The organism is Bradyrhizobium sp. UFLA05-125 (assembly GCF_059803515.1).
On record NZ_JBANBJ010000062.1, the window covers coordinates 1 to 15,367 of the forward strand.

Sequence of the window (15,367 nt, forward strand, 5' to 3'; positions counted from 1 at the left end):
TCGCATTCCAGGCATTCGACGTCGAGCCGGATCGCGCCGCCATGGGCGAACAGGAGCAGCGCGCTGCCGCCAGGGGCGTTTTGGCCGTGAAACTCGATGCCGACGAGGTCCAAAACCCGCTCGGGTGCGGCGAGGTCGATATTGCGCGACTTGCAGGCCAGCACGCGGTCGAAGCGGAGCGCGGAGACCAGCCGGCGCGGCTCGGCCTCGCCGTCCAGCGTCTGCTCCCAGTCCAGCCGGTTCATGCCGACCACCAGCCGCTTCTCGCCCTGTCGCCAGATGATGTCGGAGGTCTGCACCCGCGCGTCCTGTACATGGGTTGAGATGACGGCGAGGTCGTCGGCATCGAGCGCAATCAGTTTGAGCTGGGGCGGCATCGATCTGCACCTCACATGGACGTCGCGGGGCTGCGCCTCAACGCAGCCGGACCGCGGCGGTTTCTGTAAGGCTATCCGGCCGGTGATCCGGAGGCTATCGCAATCGCCTCCCCGGTCAGCGTCGCCGAGGCATCCCACAGCATCGCTGCCGACGCGAGATCCATTGCCTGCGGCATGATCTTCGCCGGCGGTGAAGTCTGCGTCACCGAAGACACGCGCGAAAAGCCGAAAGCCTTTCAAGCGCATATTCGACGCGATCAGGGTGGATTTGAAGTGAGGCGCTCTAACCCTTAAAAAAGGCCAGCAGGTCCGCGTTGATAGTTTCCGCTTCCGTGGTCGGCATGCCGTGCGGGAAGCCCTTGTATGTTTTCAGCGTGCCCTTCTTCAGAAGCTTGGCCGAGAGCGGTCCGGAATCGGCGTAGGGGACGATCTGGTCGTCGTCGCCGTGCATGACGAGGACGGGCACGTTGATCTTCTTCAGGTCCTCGGTGAAGTCGGTCTGCGAGAAGGCGACGACGCCGTCGTAATGCGCTTTCGCGCCGCCCATCATGCCCTGACGCCACCAGTTCTGGATCACCGCTTCCGACGGCTTTGCGCCGGGACGGTTGTAACCATAGAACGGGCCGGCCGGCAGATCACGATAGAATTGCGAGCGGTTGGCCGCGAGCTGCGCCTGCAGTCCGTCAAACACCTCCTTGGGCAGGCCGCCGGGATTGGCCGGCGTCTGTACCATCAAGGGCGGCACTGCCGCGATGATCGCGGCCTTCGCCACCCGGCTCTCGCCATGGCGGGCAATGTAGTGCACGACCTCACCGCCGCCGGTGGAATGGCCGACGTGAATGGCGTTCTTCAGATCGAGATGCGCGGTGAGTGCAGCAAGATCATCGGCATAGTGATCCATATCGTGGCCGTCAGCGACCTGGCTGGAGCGGCCGTGGCCGCGGCGGTCATGGGCGATGACGCGGTAGCCGTGGTTGAGGAAGAACAGCATCTGCGCGTCCCAGTCGTCCGACGACAGCGGCCAGCCATGGCTGAACACGATCGGCTGCCCCTTGCCCCAATCCTTGTAGAAGATCTCGACGCTGTCCGTGGTGGTGATGGTGGGCATGATTGCTCCCTTCTTGCTCTTGAGCCGTTCCGGGCGGGCTTAAGCGCGAACTCGGAATTCGGATGTTGCTGAACGAGATTCCGGGTTCGAAGCACCGCTTCGCCCCGGAATGACGAAAACAATCAAGCAAATGCCATCGGCCTGAAGCGGCGCCAGGCCCCAATGATCACCAGCACGAAGAACACCAGCACGATGCCTTGCACGACCGCGAACACCGGGCCGGACGGCGGAGCCGGCGGCACGGCCGGCGCCAGCGCCGCCAGTGCGGGCACCTTGAGGAACGACTGGATGATCAGCACGAACACGTTGAGATAGAGCGACGTCATCGCCGTGACCACATAGATCGGGCGCCAGACGCCGGAAAGCTTCACGCCGTAAAGCGCGATACAGGCAATCGCGAGCAGCACCAGCGAGAGGATGCCGATCATATGCGACGGCAACAGCTCCTTGAACGGAAACAGGAACCCGGTGACACTGGTCAGAATCGTGAACAGCAGGAAGATCGCGGTGAGGCCCGGCATCCGCTTCGAGCCGAGCAGTCCGAACATCACGACGATGCCGGAAGCGATCGCGACCAGACTGATGATGACATGGAGCATCGTGAAGGCAGGCAGGCTCAACCCAAGGACCATGGCTACTCTCCCCACTTAGATCAGGAGAATGGTATTACGGCCCTCATCGGATTGCCACACACGATGTTGCTACGCGCACGCGCCAAGCCATGCACTCGCCGTTCGACACGGCAAATGCATGCATGGGTTTGCACGACTGTCATACTGGCGGCGTCAGACGCGACGCTCGGTCTTGCTTCAAATGAGAAGTATCGGTCGCCGTCGCCGAAATCGATGCTTACACCTCGCGCGTTTCGAAGATCTGCATCTCGACGCCGCCTGTTGCGAATACCCCAACGTCGGCTGCCGCCGCCTTGCCTTCCGGCGTACCAAACGCCTTCTGGATATCGCCGACGCTGTCAAAGGTCAGGATCGCGACCAGGTGGAATTCCGACGGACCGGCGGGTGTCCCGACTGGCCCCTTGCTCACCGCATACTTCTTCAGGCCAGGAAGCTTCTTCGCCAGCGGAATATGAATCTCGGCATAATGCTTGTCGAAAGCCGCAGCATCCTTAGGCGTCTTGTAGAGCACGACGAGTTCAGCCATTTAGTCCTCCCATTTTGTTGTCTCACTATTAAACCCTCCTGGTGAGGAGGCGTGCAAGCTCCTCAGGTGAGGGGATGGACCTTAAGGCAGATCAAAGCGCCGGTTTCGCGGCATCGCCGAGGAAGCCGTGCAGGGAAGCCACGACCTGCGCGCCTTCGCCGATGGCGCCGCCGACACGCTTGACAGAGCCGGAGCGCACATCACCGACGGCATAGACGCCGGGCACAGAGGTTTCGAGCGGCGCAACGAGCCGGCCCTGATTCAGTTCGGACTGCGCGCCAGTGACGACGAAGCCACCGCGATCGAGCGTTACACCGCAGCCGTCGAGCCACCCGGTCGCGGGATCGGCACCGACGAACAGGAAAAGATTGCGAATTTCGGCGGCGTCCTCGTCGGTCGACAGCCGGCTCTTCCAGCGGATGCGCCGCAGTAGCGAGGCCTCGTCACCCTCGGGCGCCGTGATCTCGGTGTTGAAAATCAATTCGATGTTCGGCGTCGCTTCGATGCGCTCGATGAGATAGCGCGACATGCTGGCCCCCAACCCACCGCCGCGGATGATCATCAGTACTCGCTTCGCATGGCCCGACAGGAACACGGCGGCCTGCCCCGCTGAATTACCGGCGCCGACCAGGGCGACCTCCTCGCCGGAACAAAGCCGCGCCTCGACCGGCGAGGCCCAATACCAGACGCCGCGGCCCTCGAACTTTTCCAGATTCTCGATTTCCGGCCGGCGATAACGCGCGCCACTCGCGACCACCACAGCGCGCGAGCGCAAGGTGTCGCCGCAGTCGAGCGCCAGCGAAAAGGTGCCGGCACTGCGCGAGCAATCCAGCGACTTCGCCGACAGCGGGATCATGATGTCGGCGCCGAATTTCTGCGCCTGGGTGAAGGCGCGGCCCGCGAGCGCCTGGCCGGAAATGCCAGTCGGAAACCCCAGATAATTCTCGATGCGCGCGCTCGCGCCGGCCTGGCCGCCGAAGGCGCGGGTGTCGAGCACGGCGACCGAGAGGCCTTCGGAGGCCGCATAGACCGCGGTTGCAAGTCCGGCCGGTCCGCAGCCGACGATCGCGACGTCATAGATCTTTTCGCCGCGGGGACCACCGATCATGCCGATGGCACGCGCGAGCTCGCTCTCGGTCGGATTGCGCAGCACGATGCCGTCAGCGGTGACGACGAGCGGCCAGTCCTCGGGCTTGGGCGAATAGCGGGCGATCAACTCGGCCGCATCGTGCTCGCTATCAGGGTCGAGCAGGTGATGCGGCTGGCCGTTGCGGGTGAGAAAACCCTGCAAGCGCACCACACCGGCCGAATGCGACGGGCCGATCAACACGGGGCCGCCGACGCCGCCCTGGATCAGGCTGACCCGGCGCAGGATCAGCGCGCGCATGATGCGCTCACCAAGATTGGCTTCTGCGACCAGCAGGGCGCGCAGCCGATCCGGCGCGATCAGGAGCGTCTCGACATCGCCCTCGGCATGGCCATCGACCAGCGCCGGCCGCCCGGAGAGCTGGCCGAGTTCGGCGAGAAACTGGCCGGGTCCTTGATCGATCACCGGCGTGACGTGACCAAGCCCGTCGCGCTGGGTTATGGCGACATGGCCCGACAGCACGACGAACATGCCCGGCCCGCGCTTGCCGGTCTCGAACAGCAGTTCGCCGCTCTTGTAATGTCTGATCTCACCGAATTGGCGCAGGCGCTCGATCTCGGCCGGGGTCAGCGTCGGAAAGGTCTGCTCGGGGCGGGAGAACTGCGAGATCAGCGTGTCCCTGTCGGTTTGTTCCGGTCCGTCCTGCGCCATCACCGCTCTCACTCATTCCAAGAAAAATCCAGCTGCCGGCCTTACCGGATCTCCTCATCCGGGGTCGGTTCGTCCTCCCGCGAGGGACCGGCCGGCGCGGCGCGCTCGCGCGCCTGCGCCTTGCGCCGCTTCAGGTTCTCGCGCAGCGCCGATTTCAGCCGATCCTGCCGGGTGTCCCCCGCTCGCGTCCTGTCGTTGTCTTCGGTCATTACGGGCCCATCATCATGGTCGACGGTAGAATGCCATCGCACGAGGACAGCTCAAGGGGGAGTGCCGACGGAAGCAACGAAGCCGCCAGAATTGGTCGAATTCAGGGTTGCGGCCAACTGGCCAGTTGGCTGGGGATTTCTTCCGGAACCAAATCGCCCCAAACCGGGTCATTTCGGGTCGAATTGGACGCTTTGGCTGCGCGATCGGGCCGATTTATCGATTTCGCGGGGCATGCGCGCTTGCACAGAAGGGGGGCTTGTGGCAGACATCGCCCCGCTTGGCGGGCCCATGTCGCGGCCGATTCTTTGCCAGCATCTGCTGCCGTAGCTCAGTGGTAGAGCACTCCCTTGGTAAGGGAGAGGTCGACAGTTCAATCCTGTCCGGCAGCACCAGTCTTCCCCATTCGCCGACCATGTCTCGTCCTGCACCTCACGGATGCCATCTTGATCAAACGTTCCCTGCCCTATGAAGGACTGCTCCACGAGATCGTCGAGCATAATGGCGTGCTCTATCTCGGCGGCGTCGTTCCGGAGGATGCCGGGCTCGACATGTCGGGCCAGGCCGACGACGTGTTTCGCCAGTTGAAGACCTTGCTTGAAGGGGCGGGCTCCGATCTCTCCTGCGTTCTGCAGGTGACGATCTACATGACCGATCTCGCCGACAAGACGGCGCTCAACCAGGTGTGGAAGCGCTATTTCACCGCGGAACATCTGCCGGCGCGTGCCGCGGTCGGCGTCGCGGATCTCGGCCCGGGCGTCAGGCTGGAGCTGACGGCGATCGCCGCCCGACGCTAGGCCCTACCGGCGGGCGAGCCCATCCCACGATGGTCTCCGGCAGATGCGAGACCGGCGCCGGACTCGCTCCCAACCAAAATGTCGAAAACAACCCCATGCAAAGTAGCACGGGCGTCAGCCGTTCTCATCGATGGCGACGATCGTCTCATCGCGCGGCAAGGCGCACACGACGCGCGTGGAGTTCGGCAAAGTAATCGTCAACCACAAGGTCTCGTCGTCGTGCGCACCGATCGCGACGAGGGCTTCGAGGTAGGCCGCTTCGTAGTCGTCCGCGACGGAAAAGCCGGCACGCTTCAGCGCACCGCGTTCCTGTTCGTCAAACTTCACAATGGTCGTCTTGGTTTTAAGAAGCCCCGCCGCCCGCCGTTCTATCCGCCTTGTGCGCCGAAGCCTCGTTAATTTGCGGAAAGAAAAAGCGGCACGCTATCGACGGCACGACCGCGATTCAACTGATGCGAACCTTCTCTGCTCTTCATCGGTAATTGAGAACCACTTGGCTTGATCGCGCACATGGCAGACATTCGCGAACAAAAGATCGCTTCTCAGCTTTCATAGATTTAATTAGCCTTCGACAATCCAGAATCGATAGATCACATCCAAGGAGACTTGCAAGGAGACCTTGGCCGGGCGTGAAGGCGCTGTACGGACAAACAAGAATAACAGGCAAGCACAGCTACTTTTCGTCCCAGGAGAAACATGCGCGGCATCATCCATGTCGTGGATGACGACGCGTCATTCCGAACAGCTATCCAGCGACTTTTAGAGAACACGGGCTACCGCGTCGTCAGTTATGCATCGGCTCAGCAGTTGCTGGATCAGCCGCCAGACCCAGATGCCGGTGGCTGCATTCTTCTGGACGTCCGGATGCCTGACTTGAGCGGTCCTGAGCTTCAAGGCCGTTTGACCGAGCTCGGCTCGACGCTGCCCATTGTGTTTCTGACCGGCTACCCGGACATCGGCCTCACGGTGAAGGCGATCAAGGCGGGAGCCGACAACTTCCTCACTAAGCCAGTCAGCTCCATAGAGCTACTGAGCGCAATCGAAGCGGCAATGGCGCGCCACGAGACGGAACGCGCGCGAAACGGTGAACTGGAGGCGCTTCGGGCCCGGCTGTCGACGCTGAGTCCGCGTCAGCGGCAGGTCTTCGAGATCATTGTACAGGGCAAAAGAAACAAGCATGCGGCGCGCGAACTTGGCTGCGCGGAGCGAACGATCAAGGCGCACCGCCAGGCGATCATGGAGAAATTGAACGTTCAATCGGTGGCTCAACTCGTCACGATTGCCCAGCGGCTCGGTATCTCCAGCCCGGGGAACGATGGATCACGGGCGAGCAAGTAAGCATGCTCGGCGGGCGGCGCATGACGCCGCCCGCACGCTAGGCAAGATGTTAGCTTTCCTCAGCCCAGCACGCCGTATTTCCTGAACCAGGCCTGCGCCTGGCCCCAGGCATCTTCCGCAGCTTCCTTGCGATAGCTGCCGCGGTAGTCGGCGTGGAAGCCGTGCGGTGCGTCCTTGTAGATCTTGAACTCGGCCGTCTTCTTGTTCTGCGCGAGCGCAGCCTTCATCTGCTCCACCTGGGCGACCGTAATGCCGGTATCGGCTTCGCCATAGAGGCCGAGCACGGGCGCCTTCATCTCGGGTGCAAGCTGAAGCGGACTCTTCGGCCATACCGGATTGGCAGGATCGACGAGCGAGCCGTAGAAGGCAACGGCGGCCTTCAGCGCATCGCTATGGGCGGCGTATTCCCAGACGTAGCGCCCGCCGCGGCAGAATCCGATCATGCCGAGCCTGTTGGTATCGCCGCCCTGCGAGGCGGCCCAGGCAACCGTGGCGTCGAGATCGGCGAAAAGCTCGGCATCCGCCTTTGCGTTGACGATGGGCAGGAGCTCCTTCATGTCGGTGATCTCGGTCAGGTCCCGGCCCTTGTTGAAGTAATAATTGGGCGCGATCGCCAGTGCGCCGAGCTTGGCGAGGCGCCGCGTCACGTCCTTGATGTATTCGTGGAGGCCAAAAATCTCCATCGCCACCAGGACCACCGGCGGACGGCTGGCGCCGGCCGGTCGTGCATAGTAGCCGGGCATTTCACCCTCGCCGACCTTGATCTGGGCGTCTCCGGCCTGAAGGCCCGTCGTGTCGGTGGTGATGACTTCGGCGCGGACAGGTCCCGCGGCAAGCGTATAACCCGCGGCAACCGCGGCGGTCGCGCTCATGAAGGCGCGGCGCGAGACCGGAGCGGGCTTCGTCAACCCAATTACGTCGGCAGTCATAGTGGTTTCGGCAGTCATTCGGCTTGTCCCTTGTCTGAAGTTCGAGCGCGAGGGATTTCATCGGTAATTTGAGACCGAAACGCAAGTCACCAGCCTGCGAGGACTCGCGGGCGTGACGTTAGCCTCTGCTGGTTGCGAGCGCTGAATCGGCGTCCTAAACTCGATGCGTGGGCCGGTCGCACAGCGCCGACCCGTCAAAGCCCGGTCGGGGGATCCTGAATGGACGTGATCCGCACTCGCGCGTTCGAATTCGTCGAGACGGTCGGGAGGCTTCCCGACGCGGCTAGCATTCTCGACGCGATGGGCCGCGCGCTCGGTCAGCACGGCTTCGACTATTTCTGCTGCGCCTACGTCGCCCCGCTGACGACAGAGCCTGCGCGCAACGCCGTGCTCGCGGAACGGCTGCCGGCCGGCTTCCTGGATATGTATTCCGAAGCGCAATATGTGTGGGACGATCCGGCGCTGCGCTATTGCAAGGCGACGGTCCGGCCGTTCCGCTGGTTCAGGGAAGCACCTTTTGATCCGGAGCGGGAGCCGCGCGCAGCCGAGCTGGTGCGGCGCGCCCGCGACTTCGGAATGGTCGACGGCTTCATGATCCCGGTCGCCTCGCCCGCGGGCCGGATGGGGCAGGTCTATTTCGGCGGCGCCGCGATCAATCTGCCGGAACGCGAACTGCCCGCGCTCCATCTCATGGCACTCTATGCGTTCGACCGGGCGCTGCGGCTGCGGGGCCTGCCGGATGCGCCGCGGCTCGTACTGTCATTGCGTGAGCGCGAGGTGCTGACGCAGGCGGCGCTTGGCCGATCCTCCGATGAGATCGCCGACGCGCTGAACATCACGGGACGTACGGTGAAGGCCCACATCAAGAGCTGCTGCGAAAAGCTCGGCGCGGCGACCCGCACGCAGGCCGTGATGATCGCCATGCGCGACCGCATCATCTCGCCGTAATCCGGCCCGGTCGACGTACAGGCTGACGCCTCGCGTCGATTTGTGGCACAACGGCCATCCCCGCCGACCGACCAACGAGGCCAAACCAACGAGGCCAAGCATGCCCGCACCCAAGCCGCCTGCCTTCGAAACCCTGAGCCTGCATGCGGGCCAGCATCCGGATCCCGCGACCGGGGCCCGTGCGGTGCCGATCTATCAGACCACGTCCTATGTGTTCCAGGATACGGACCACGCAGCGGCGCTGTTCAATCTGGAGCGCGCCGGCCACATCTACACGCGGATCTCGAATCCGACCACGAGCGTGCTGGAGGAGCGGCTTGCGGCGCTGGAAGGCGGCGTCGGCGCGATCTGCACCGCCAGCGGCCAGGCGGCAATGCATCTGGCCATCGCCACACTCCTCGGTGCCGGCGACCACATCGTCGCGTCGAGCTCGCTTTATGGCGGTACCATCAATCTGCTCGCACACACGCTGCCGCGCTTCGGCATCACCACGACATTCGTGAAGCCGCGTGGCCACGATGCGTTCCAAGCCGCGATCAGGCCGAACACCAAGCTCGTGATCGGTGAGACCATCGGCAATCCGGGGCTGGAAGTCCTTGATATCCCGAAGGTCGCTGGTATCGCGCATGATGCGAAAATTCCGCTGCTGATCGACAATACCTTCGCCACGCCCTATCTCAGCCGGCCGATCGAGCTCGGCGCCGACATCGTGATGCATTCGGCGACCAAGTGGATCGGCGGCCATGGCATTGCGATCGGCGGCGCGGTCGTCGATGGCGGCCGCTTCGACTGGCGCGGGTCGGGCAAGTTCGCGGTGCTCACCGAGCCCTATGCCGGCTATCACGGCATGGTCTTCGACGAGCAGTTCGGCACCGCCGCCTTCATCATGCGCGCGCGCACCGAAGGCCTGCGCGATTTCGGCGCCTGCATGTCGCCGACCAATGCGTTCCAGCTCTTGCAGGGCGTCGAGACGCTGCCCGTTCGCATGGACCGTCACATGCAGAACACGCATCTCGTGCTGGACGCGCTGAAGTCCAACAAGGCCGTCGACTGGGTGCTGCACCCCTCGCTGGAGACCCACCCGGACCATCAGCTCGCCAAGCAGCTGCTGCCGCGCGGGGCCGGCTCGATCGTCTCCTTCGGTATCAAGGGCGGCCGTGCTGCGGGGCGCAAGTTCATCGAGCAGCTGCGCATGATCAGCCATCTCGCCAATGTCGGCGACGCCAAGACGCTCGTGATCCATCCCGCGAGCACCACGCATCAGCAGATGGATGCCGAGCAGCTCAAGGCGGCCGGCATCGGAGAGGAGCTGGTGCGGCTGTCGGTCGGCATCGAGACATCCTCCGACATCATCGACGATCTCGCCCAAGCGCTGCGCATCTCGCAAAAGGTCTGAAAGCCAAAAGGTCTGAAGCCATGAAGCTCTCCGTCAACGGCGCCGAGGTGTTTGTCGCAACCGGCGGCCGCGAATTCGACAAGTCCCTGCCGGCCGTCGTGTTCATCCACGGCGCGGGTTTTGATCACTCGACCTGGGCGTTGCATACGCGCTGGTTTGCTCATCACGGCCATTCCGTGCTGGCCCCCGACCTGCCCGGCCATGGCCGCTCGACCGGGCCGTCCCTGTCCAGCATCGCTGACATGGCCGACTGGACCGCGGCCCTGCTCGGCGCGGCCGGCGTCGCGAAGGCGCACCTGATCGGCCACTCGATGGGATCTTTGATCTCGCTGGAGACCGCGGCGCGCCACCCTGACAGGGTCTCGGCGCTGAGCCTGATCGGCACGGCCGCAACCATGACGGTCGGGCCTGATCTGTTGAAGGCCGCAGAGGCGAACGACCAGGACGCGATCGACATGGTTTCGATCTGGGGCCTCGGGTTCAAAGGCGAGCTCGGCGGCAGCCTCGCGCCGGGTCTATGGATGCATGGTGGAGCGCAGGCCGTGCTGAAACACTGCGAGCCGGGCGTGCTGTTCAAGGATTTGTCAGCTTGCAATTCCTATACGAATGCGCTCGCGGCTGCCGGTACCGTGAAGGTGCCGACCACGCTCATCCTCGGCGAACGGGACATGATGACGCCGGCTAAAGCCGGCAAGGCGCTGGCCGCCGCAATGGCGCACGCGAAGACGGTCGTAGTGCCGGGCGCAGGTCACATGATCATGGCGGAGCGCCCCGACGAGCTGCTCGCGGCGTTGCGGGGTTAAAGAGGATCAATCTGCCATTCTGCGCGTTGCGGTCAGGACTCCCTCGTCAATCCCGAAGGGAACTTGAGCCATGCCAAGACAAGAGATCATTCGCAAAGCCAGAGAGGACAAGCGCGAAGGCAAATCGCCGAGCACGCAGGCCGGCGAATTCGTGAAGGACGAGATCGATAAAATCCGCAAGGGCAAGCACGGCGCGCGCTCGACGCGCCAGGCCATCGCGATCGGTCTTTCCGAGGCACGCCGCGCCGGCGTCGACCTGCCGCCACCCCGCAAGGGGCGCACCAAGAAGGCGACGCGCCGCAGCGCCAAATATGCCTATGAGGCCGGCCAGGGCAAACGGCATCCGAAGCGTCGCCCGCGCGTCTCCCGTGCCGTGGAGAATGTACTGAAGAAGGAGCCGCGCTCGACCGCCTCACGCCGCTCGCTCTCGAAGCAAGCCAAGCGCGCCGCGAGCCGGCGCAGCGCAGCGTCGCGTTCGGCAGCCGCGCGCAAGGCGAGCCGTACCAAGGGCGCGAAGGTCCGATCCGCCGCAGCAAAGAAGGCGGCGCGTACCCGCAAGCGCCGGCAGAGCTGATCCCTTTCCAACCTCGCCCGGACAAGCGACGACAGTGGATGCGTGGGTCAGATGGCCAACAGCGACTGGTTCAGGAGGTGGCGCCGTTCGGAGAAGACGGCGCGTGCGGCGCGCTCGGCGTCGCGGGCCGAACGGAACTGGCGGCCTTCGAGGCTGTCGAACAGCCGCTCGGAGGAGAAGAAACGAAAGCCGCGCTCGTCGCGCGCGATGATGCCGGCAGTGCGGTCGTTGACTTCAATGATGTAGGCTTGGGTCATGGCTGCTCGTTCGCCGAGGATGTCGGCGTTCCTGTCTTTGAATTTTGCGATGAGGGCGTGCTAAAGCGACAGTTAGCAGCAACAACAGGGGCCGGCCGCCGCAGAGAAACAGCGACGCGTCATGCCCTTGCGCATGTCGCTCTGAACTCGCTGATTAGTCATTCTCATTCTGCGGCTTTCGGCATCACCAAGCAGTTTCGATGCTCCGAATATCGGGTGATTGACGCGACCGGTCAATGAAATGGCTATCCATATTTGGCGCGGAGGCGCGTGTGGGCTTCTCTCGATGCACCATCTCGCGAAATGGGATGATCTCGCAGTGACATCATCTCGCTCCGCGTGCGGTAGGCGAGGCGCACACGGGGCTCCACAAGAGGTCGTCATGCCCGGGCATAGCCGTCCGAAGGACGGCGTCGCTTCCGCGCGCCTATGTCCCGGGCATCCACGTTCTTCCTGCCGCGTGGCAAGGCGTGGATGGCCGGGACAAGCCCGGCCATGACGATGGGGAGATCTAAGCGCCCCAAACATTTGCATGATCGCCCTGCCGCTTGCAGGGACCGGGGAAGGAAGCGGCCGAGGGGAATCATCACCACATCGTCGCGGCCGCGCGGGCGGGCCAGGCGCGGTCGTACTCTTCGCCGCCGACCTTGTTCTCGCTCATCTCGGCGAGGATCTGACCGGGCGTCGGCAAGCTCCTGGGATCGACGCGCTTGTCGGGATTCCAGAGATCGGAACGGACGATGGCACGAGCGCACTGGAAATAGAGCTCGTCGATGGTCATCACCATCACGATGCGCGGCGCCTTGCCATCGACCTTGAAGGAGGCGAGCAGTTCCGGATCGACGGAGATGTGCGCCTGCCCGTTGACGCGGATCGCGTTGCCGGAGCCGGGGATCAGGAACATCAGGGAGACGCGCGGATCGCGAACGATGTTGCGCAAGGAATCGATGCGGTTGTTGCCGCGGCGGTCCGGCAGCATCAGCGTCTTCGGATCATGAATGCGCACGAAGCCCGGCAGATCGCCGCGCGGCGAACAGTCGATGCCCTCCGGGCCAATGGTAGCCAATGCGGCAAAGGGAGAGGTTTCGATGAAGACGCGGTAGAGCGGCGTGACGTGATCGGCGACCTTTACGGTCGAGGCGTCGGTGGTGACGCCATAGATCGCTTCGAGCTGCTCGACCGTCGTAATCACCGTCATTCCACCTGCTCCTTTGCTACTCGCGCCAGCATTCGTTGCGGATCACGCGGACGAGCTGGCGGCTGTGATAATCGGGGCTGCCGGCATTGACGATCGTGACGTCGGCGTGCGCCGAAGCCTCGTCGACATGCCGCTTGAGCCGCTCCGTGATGTTGCCGTCGCTGTGTCGCGCCCGCGCGGCGAGACGCTGGGCAAGGACGTCCGGCGGCGCCGTGATCGCCACCACCACGACGTTGCCGTAGGCCTGGCGCAGTGCGCCGATCACCGTGCGCGAGATGTTGACGACGACGGTGCGGCCGGCGCGGATATCGTCGTTGATGTCGACTGGCAGCGCGTATGAGAGGCCATGAGCCTCCCAATGCGCGGCGAAATCGCCGTGGTCCAGCCCGCGGCGGAATTCGTCCGGAGTCACGGACACATTGTCCTCGGCAGCGGACGCCTCGCGCGTCACGATCCGGCGCGGAAAGACCACATCGTGATCCTCAGTGAGCGCGGCTTTGGCAAGACCAAGCAGCGTATCCTTGCCGGCGCCGCTGGGACCAACGACCAGAACCAGGCGTCCGGGCCCGATCGCCGCGGTCTCTGGCGCAATCGACAGGCTCTCGCTCATGCGACACGTCCTCCTTCCCGCCAGACGCTGCGAACGACGGGAACGCTGCCTGCGACATGGACGCGGATCAGATCGGCGCGCTTGCCCACCGCGATCTCGCCACGATCCGAGAGCCCGACCGCCTCGGCCGGCGCCTTCGTCACCGTGCGTATCGCGGCCGGGAGGTTGATCGCCGGCACCTGCTGCGGCAATTGCAGCGCAGCCATCAAGAGGCTCGACGGAATGTAGTCGGACGACAAAATGTCCAGGAGCCCCTCGCGCGCGAGATCGACGGCGGCGATGTTGCCCGAATGCGAGCCGCCGCGCACCACGTTCGGCGCGCCCATCAAGATGTCGATGCCGGCCGCGTGCAAGCCGCGCGCAGCTTCCACCGTGGTCGGAAACTCCGCGACCGCGACGCCGTCACGGATCGCATCCGTGACATTCTCCTCGGTGGTGTCGTCATGGCTCGCCAGCGGAATCTTGTAGTCCTTCGCCAGCGCCACGATCTCGCGCATGTTGGTCGCCGCATAGGTCTGCTGGTAGGTGAAGCGCCTGGCAAAGAGCTCATCGAGTTGGGCGTCGGTCATGCCACCGCCCTTGCCGCGATAGTAGTCGCGCAGCTTGACCTCATCGCGGAACTGGCGCTGGCCGGGCGTGTGGTCCATCAGCGACATCAGCCGCACGTCGGGGCGGTCGATCAGCTCCTTGGCCTCCTCGACCACGCTCGGCATCGGGACTTCGCAGCGCAGATGCAGGAAGTGATCGGCGCGCAGGAGGTTGTTCTGGCGCGCCGCCGAGATCGCAGCGGCGAGGATGCCGGCACGGCCGTCGACCTCCTCAGCGCCGTCCTCGCGCCAGACCCGCAGCGAATCCAGCACCGTGGTGATGCCTGACGTCGCGAGCTGCCCGTCATAGGAGATGACGGCGGCGACGGGATCCCAGAACACTTTTGGACGAGGCACGTAGTGCGCTTCCAAATGATCGGTGTGCAGCTCGAGCAGACCGGGCGTGATCAGGTCGCCGCGGGCGTCCTCGGCGCCCGCGGGCGCCCTGCCCTCGCCGATCTCGGCGATGCGCCCCTCGGCGAGGGCGATCCAGCCCTGCTCGATCACGCTATCAGCCAGTACGATCCTGGCGTTGGCGATCACGGTTTCATTCGGCTTCGCGTTCATTTCCAGGTCCTTCAGGCCGCAGCTGCAAAACTGGTGACGTCGACGATTCGATCGGCGATCAGATGGCGGATTTCGTCGTCGTGGACGATCGCGACCATGGCTGTGCCCTTGCGCTTTTTTTCGGCGATCAGTTCGACGACGACGGCTCGGTTGGCGGCGTCGAGCGAGGCGGTCGGCTCGTCGAGCAGCAGGATCGGCAGGTCCGGAATGAAGCCGCGCGCGATGTTGACGCGCTGCTGCTCGCCGCCGGAGAAGGTCGCGGGTGGCAGCTGCCAGAGACGCTCGGGGATGTTCAACCGATGCAGAAGCGCGCCCGCGCGACGTTGCGCCTCGGGCCGCGCCACGCCGCCCGCGATCAGCGGCTCGGCGACGACGTCGATGGTCGCAACGCGCGGAACCGCGCGCAGGAACTGGCTGACGTACCCGATCGTGTCGCGCCTGACGTTGAGGATCTGCCGCGGCTCGGCGCTGGCAAGATCGATCAGGCTACCTCGATGGCGGATGCCGATGCGGCCGCTGTCGCAGCGATAATTGCCGAAGATCATTTTCAGGATCGACGACTTGCCCGCGCCCGATGGACCGGACAGCACGACGCATTCGCCGGGATTGACGTGGAACGTCACGCCTCGCACGACGGGCAGCTCGACGCCACCCTGGAGGTGCATCGTAAAGGTCTTTTGCGCATCGGCGACGTCGATCATGGCGGTCATCGGGC

The 15,367-nt window shown here is 64.2% G+C and carries 19 protein-coding genes and 1 tRNA gene; 7 read left to right on the plus strand and 13 right to left on the minus strand.

Translation table 11 applies throughout. From position 1 onward, the window contains the following. The 6 genes from SO156_RS34770 to SO156_RS34795 all read right to left on the minus strand — a co-directional run. Window positions 1–377: DUF2948 family protein (locus SO156_RS34770; protein WP_498537920.1), on the minus strand; the 377-nt coding region annotated here is incomplete at its 3' end. A 283-nt stretch (window positions 378–660) separates the two neighbouring features. Beyond that, entirely contained in the window at window positions 661–1,485 is an 825-nt protein-coding gene (locus SO156_RS34775) for an alpha/beta fold hydrolase (protein ID WP_498537921.1), read from the minus strand. Between the two features lie 122 nt (window positions 1,486–1,607). Continuing rightward, window positions 1,608–2,117: a hypothetical protein gene (locus SO156_RS34780; RefSeq protein WP_458149121.1), complete on the minus strand. Its 510-nt coding sequence runs from the start codon at window positions 2,115–2,117 to the stop codon at window positions 1,608–1,610. A gap of 217 nt (window positions 2,118–2,334) precedes the next feature. Beyond that, window positions 2,335–2,643, minus strand: coding sequence for an EthD family reductase (locus tag SO156_RS34785; protein WP_498537922.1), 309 nt, complete (start codon window positions 2,641–2,643; stop codon window positions 2,335–2,337). Window positions 2,644–2,734: 91 nt separating this feature from the next. Further along, window positions 2,735–4,441, minus strand: coding sequence for an FAD-dependent oxidoreductase (locus SO156_RS34790; RefSeq protein WP_498537923.1), 1,707 nt, complete (start codon window positions 4,439–4,441; stop codon window positions 2,735–2,737). 41 nt (window positions 4,442–4,482) lie between these two features. Next, window positions 4,483–4,650 (minus strand): hypothetical protein, encoded by a 168-nt coding sequence (locus SO156_RS34795; RefSeq protein WP_498537924.1) that lies wholly within the window; start codon window positions 4,648–4,650, stop codon window positions 4,483–4,485. A gap of 318 nt (window positions 4,651–4,968) precedes the next feature. Here SO156_RS34795 and SO156_RS34800 point away from each other — a divergent pair. Then, window positions 4,969–5,043, plus strand: a tRNA-Thr gene (locus SO156_RS34800). A 51-nt stretch (window positions 5,044–5,094) separates the two neighbouring features. After that, window positions 5,095–5,445, plus strand: coding sequence for a RidA family protein (locus tag SO156_RS34805; protein WP_498537925.1), 351 nt, complete (start codon window positions 5,095–5,097; stop codon window positions 5,443–5,445). Window positions 5,446–5,559: 114 nt separating this feature from the next. Here the strand turns inward: SO156_RS34805 and SO156_RS34810 are convergent, their stop codons facing one another. Beyond that, window positions 5,560–5,772, minus strand: a complete 213-nt coding sequence (locus SO156_RS34810; RefSeq protein WP_458149117.1) for a hypothetical protein — start codon at window positions 5,770–5,772, stop codon at window positions 5,560–5,562. A 369-nt stretch (window positions 5,773–6,141) separates the two neighbouring features. Here SO156_RS34810 and SO156_RS34815 point away from each other — a divergent pair, with 369 nt between their 5' ends. Then, window positions 6,142–6,783 carry a response regulator transcription factor gene (locus tag SO156_RS34815; RefSeq protein WP_458149116.1) on the plus strand — a complete coding sequence of 214 codons (642 nt, stop codon included), beginning with the start codon at window positions 6,142–6,144 and terminating at the stop codon, window positions 6,781–6,783. 59 nt (window positions 6,784–6,842) lie between these two features. Here SO156_RS34815 and SO156_RS34820 read toward each other — a convergent pair whose 3' ends face one another. Further along, window positions 6,843–7,730 (minus strand): dienelactone hydrolase family protein, encoded by an 888-nt coding sequence (locus SO156_RS34820; RefSeq protein ID WP_498537926.1) that lies wholly within the window; start codon window positions 7,728–7,730, stop codon window positions 6,843–6,845. Window positions 7,731–7,931: 201 nt separating this feature from the next. On the opposite strand from SO156_RS34820, the gene SO156_RS34825 reads away from it, so the two are divergent. The 4 genes from SO156_RS34825 to SO156_RS34840 all read left to right on the plus strand — a co-directional run bounded on the left by SO156_RS34825 (window position 7,932) and on the right by SO156_RS34840 (window position 11,433). Further along, window positions 7,932–8,660, plus strand: coding sequence for a helix-turn-helix transcriptional regulator (locus SO156_RS34825; RefSeq protein ID WP_458149114.1), 729 nt, complete (start codon window positions 7,932–7,934; stop codon window positions 8,658–8,660). 100 nt (window positions 8,661–8,760) lie between these two features. Continuing rightward, window positions 8,761–10,056 (plus strand): O-acetylhomoserine aminocarboxypropyltransferase, encoded by a 1,296-nt coding sequence (locus SO156_RS34830; RefSeq protein WP_498537927.1) that lies wholly within the window; start codon window positions 8,761–8,763, stop codon window positions 10,054–10,056. A gap of 20 nt (window positions 10,057–10,076) precedes the next feature. Continuing rightward, window positions 10,077–10,859 (plus strand): alpha/beta fold hydrolase, encoded by a 783-nt coding sequence (locus SO156_RS34835; RefSeq protein WP_458149112.1) that lies wholly within the window; start codon window positions 10,077–10,079, stop codon window positions 10,857–10,859. A gap of 70 nt (window positions 10,860–10,929) precedes the next feature. Next, complete coding sequence (locus SO156_RS34840; protein ID WP_498537928.1) at window positions 10,930–11,433, plus strand: DUF6496 domain-containing protein; 504 nt, start codon at window positions 10,930–10,932, stop codon at window positions 11,431–11,433. Between the two features lie 47 nt (window positions 11,434–11,480). Here SO156_RS34840 and SO156_RS34845 read toward each other — a convergent pair whose 3' ends face one another. The 5 genes from SO156_RS34845 to phnL all read right to left on the minus strand — a co-directional run bounded on the left by SO156_RS34845 (window position 11,481) and on the right by phnL (window position 15,362). Continuing rightward, window positions 11,481–11,690 (minus strand): hypothetical protein, encoded by a 210-nt coding sequence (locus tag SO156_RS34845; RefSeq protein WP_458149110.1) that lies wholly within the window; start codon window positions 11,688–11,690, stop codon window positions 11,481–11,483. A gap of 586 nt (window positions 11,691–12,276) precedes the next feature. Further along, a complete protein-coding gene (locus SO156_RS34850; RefSeq protein ID WP_498537929.1) occupies window positions 12,277–12,888 on the minus strand; it encodes a pyridoxamine 5'-phosphate oxidase family protein in 612 nt (203 codons plus the stop codon). A 16-nt stretch (window positions 12,889–12,904) separates the two neighbouring features. Continuing rightward, window positions 12,905–13,498, minus strand: a complete 594-nt coding sequence (gene phnN / locus SO156_RS34855; protein WP_498537930.1) for a phosphonate metabolism protein/1,5-bisphosphokinase (PRPP-forming) PhnN — start codon at window positions 13,496–13,498, stop codon at window positions 12,905–12,907. Further along, a complete protein-coding gene (locus tag SO156_RS34860; RefSeq protein WP_498537931.1) occupies window positions 13,495–14,652 on the minus strand; it encodes an alpha-D-ribose 1-methylphosphonate 5-triphosphate diphosphatase in 1,158 nt (385 codons plus the stop codon). Before SO156_RS34860 ends, phnN begins: the two co-directional genes overlap by 4 nt. Before the next feature lie 11 nt (window positions 14,653–14,663). Further along, the gene (gene phnL, locus SO156_RS34865; RefSeq protein ID WP_458149106.1) at window positions 14,664–15,362 is read right to left on the minus strand and encodes a phosphonate C-P lyase system protein PhnL; all 699 of its coding nucleotides are present in this window, start codon (window positions 15,360–15,362) and stop codon (window positions 14,664–14,666) included. Between the last annotated feature and the right edge of the window lie 5 nt (window positions 15,363–15,367).